Source organism: Desulfofundulus sp. (assembly GCF_049701015.1).
Taxonomy (GTDB): Bacteria; Bacillota; Desulfotomaculia; order Desulfotomaculales; family Desulfovirgulaceae; genus Desulfofundulus.
Genome location: NZ_JBNATZ010000288.1, coordinates 1 through 2,938, shown reverse-complemented (window position 1 = coordinate 2,938; position 2,938 = coordinate 1). Strand labels below are relative to the sequence as shown.

The 2,938-nt window shown below is 53.2% G+C and carries 3 protein-coding genes; 1 reads left to right on the top strand and 2 read right to left on the bottom strand.

The annotated features are described in order from the left end of the window. Positions 1-444: 444 nt before the first annotated feature. The gene (locus ACPLUI_RS13340) at positions 445-1,584 is read right to left on the bottom strand and encodes a trypsin-like peptidase domain-containing protein (RefSeq protein ID WP_424660740.1); all 1,140 of its coding nucleotides are present in this window, start codon (positions 1,582-1,584) and stop codon (positions 445-447) included. 193 nt (positions 1,585-1,777) lie between these two features. On the opposite strand from ACPLUI_RS13340, the gene ACPLUI_RS13335 reads away from it, so the two are divergent. Next, positions 1,778-2,371, top strand: coding sequence for a hypothetical protein (locus ACPLUI_RS13335; protein ID WP_424660739.1), 594 nt, complete (start codon positions 1,778-1,780; stop codon positions 2,369-2,371). Between the two features lie 187 nt (positions 2,372-2,558). On the opposite strand, the gene ACPLUI_RS13330 is transcribed toward ACPLUI_RS13335, so the two are convergent. Continuing rightward, the coding region (locus ACPLUI_RS13330) for a DUF1634 domain-containing protein (RefSeq protein ID WP_424660738.1) at positions 2,559-2,938 on the bottom strand (380 nt) is incomplete at its 5' end.

The window sequence follows — 2,938 nt, the reverse complement described above, 5'->3', positions numbered from 1 at the left end:
GGTGGTACATGAGCACGGCCACCCGGTTCTCGTAACCCGGATGAAAACTGGCGGTCTGGGAATAGAGTGGGGATAGAAAAAAGGTCAGCCCCTGTGTGAAGAGAAAAAACAAGGTTCCAAAGAATTTATAAAGAGCCATATGTCGGTTTTTCTCCTTTTCAGTATGTTCTCATGTGTTCTCGCCATCCCTCTTTATTTTATTCTATACATCCTTTTTATTAGCTGCATTTCAAATTTGTAAATAAAATGTAAAGAATTTGGGCTTCTTGACGGGGCTTCTGGTTAAACCGGCTTTAACGGGATTTGATGACACCCCCAAACAATTGAGTAAGGCCACGAAGACTCCTCTCAAAACGGTTGGAGAGTCAGCCTTCGTGGCCTTTCACTATATAACCCACCAGACCATTTCCGGCAAAGGACGCTGTATGGCGGGACATTTTAATTTCAGTGGGGAGGCTCTTGCCCGATGATAATTGAAACATAACGGGGCTGGCCATTGCGGTAGATCGTGAGCACCACTCGCTGACCTACTCTGGAAGTAGCGACAATGTCGGCGAGACTGCTGGGGGAATTTACCGCCTGATCGCCGAACTTGACGATTACATCCCCCTGCTCTAAACCAGCGTTCGCTGCCGGGCTGCCGGGCACCACACCCACTACCAGTGCACCTTCGGTACTGTTCAGACCAAGTTCGTCTGCCAGCTGCTCAGTGATAGACGTTGTCTGTACCCCGAGCCAGGGGTGGGCCACCGTTTCCCCTTTCATCAGCTGGTTCAATACCTGCTGTACCGTGCTGGTGGGAATGGCGAAGCCGATGCCCTGGGCCTGCTCCGCAACGGCTGTGTTAATCCCGATCACCCGGCCGTCCAGGCTGAGCAGCGGGCCGCCGCTGTTGCCGGGGTTGATCGAAGCGTCCGTCTGTAACAGGTTCTTGTAATGGCGGTTACCGATATTGACCGGCCGCCCTTTGGCACTGATCACGCCCACCGTTACAGTATGGTCCAGCCCGTACGGGTTGCCAATGGCGATTACCCAGTCACCCACCCGCATATTGTCCGAATTGCCAAGGGCCAGCGAGGGGAGGGACTTACCAGCATTGACCTTCAATACCGCCAGGTCAAGGTCGTAGTCCGCCCCAACTATTTTGGCCGGCAGCGGTTTGGATTGACCTTGAATGGTTACAGTAATTTTTTCCGCCCCGTCAATGACGTGTTCGTTGGTCAGGATGTAGCCGTCTTTGGAAATGATGAACCCCGACCCAATGCCGTGCTCCACCTGGGGTTGCACTTGAAACGGCAGACTGCCGAAGAACTGCCTGAAAAATGGGTCATTAAAAAAAGGGTCGGTGCCGCTGTTGCTTACCACCACCGTGTCGATCTTCACCACAGCGGGTCCGGCCTGTTTGGCGATGTCCGCCACGGTACTGGTTCCTATGGGAACGGCACCGGCAATTTGAGGCGCCAGCGGGTCCGGGTCGCTCTTCAACCCCAGTTTGCCGGCCACGGCACAACCGCTTGCGAACATCACACCGGCCACGAAGGCGGCCAGAGCCGTAAAGAGGAGTGAATGTTTCCACTTTGACATTTTTCTCCCCCTCCTTCTCAAATTCTAAGTATAGGCCTGGATTTTTACAAATTTGGCGCAAGAATGTTAAATTTTTATTACAAGCCTGGGCGATTTCCAGCCCCCGAAGGAGTTCCACCCGGTTTGACCCCGCATTTGATGGTTTGTTTTTCGTATTAGTTAATGAGAGAAGTGGGAAGGGAGGTGATGATTGGTGCACAGCCGAAAAATCGGGTGCCTTGTGCTCATCTTGTGCCTGGTGCTGGCGCTGGCCGTTCCTGCGCTGGCTGATGAGACACAGGTCCAGATCCAGCCTCAACCGCAGCAGGACCAGACAACTGTGACGGGCGGTGTATACAGCATCCTGCCGCAGGACCTTGTGACGGCAGTCTACGGGCTCAATCTGGAGCAGCTAAAGGAACTGGCGGCACTGGTCCAGCGGAGGATTGCTGAACAGAACCAGCTCAACAGGCCCAAGATAGAGTTTGCGGGTGTGGTGACCGCCGTCTACGGCGACACCTTCACCGTAGTCAAGGGCGGCAAAAACGGGAATATAACCGAGACTTTCACCATTACTCCGCAGACGGTTATCAAAGGTGAGGGGATACTGAAAGGGACGACGGAGATCAAGCAGGGGATGATGGTCAAAGTCAGGGCCACTGCGGACAAACGGGCGCTGGAAGTGCACCTGGTCCCGGGCAACAAGGCCAAAGCCTTCGAAAAGAAGGAAAAGAAGAAAGAGCCCCCTGCGAGGAGCAATCACGCGCGGGGTCCCGCCGTCAGAATGAAGGCCGGACACAGGTGGTAAACGTACTATTCAAAGACCGGGTACCTCTGTTAGGGTGCCCGGTCTTTTTTTGAAGCCATGTTTGCCATTGGGATGGGGTTAAGGCTTACCGCCATGGCTTTTGTCTGGTGGAATTGACAAAAATAGCCGGGCCCTGGACCCGGCTGCATATTCGCCACCCTTTTATCGAAGCGGAAATGGTGTGTTATTACTGTGCCCCCATAACAAGAATGCCTGAAGCTGCCAGGACGAGTACTATCACTTCGCTAACAACAATTATAGCATATGGCCAATCCTTCTTTGACACGTAAGCAGGTAGCAGGATCAGGTATCCCACCACGGTTAATGATGCCAGGAAAGCTATACCAATATAGCTAAGAAAATCACTGTAATGGAGCATTTTCAACCAGCCCCAGCCGGTAGGCATGTGAGCCAGCTGGACAAACTTGCTGGCTTTCATGCCCCAGTACTGGGGGATCAGTGCGGGATCGATATATGGTTTCACCAGCCCGCCCATATAGAGGATACTGGTCAAGACCAGCAGGGCGATGCCTGTCCAGGAACCGTAAAGGAGCACATTTGCATAAG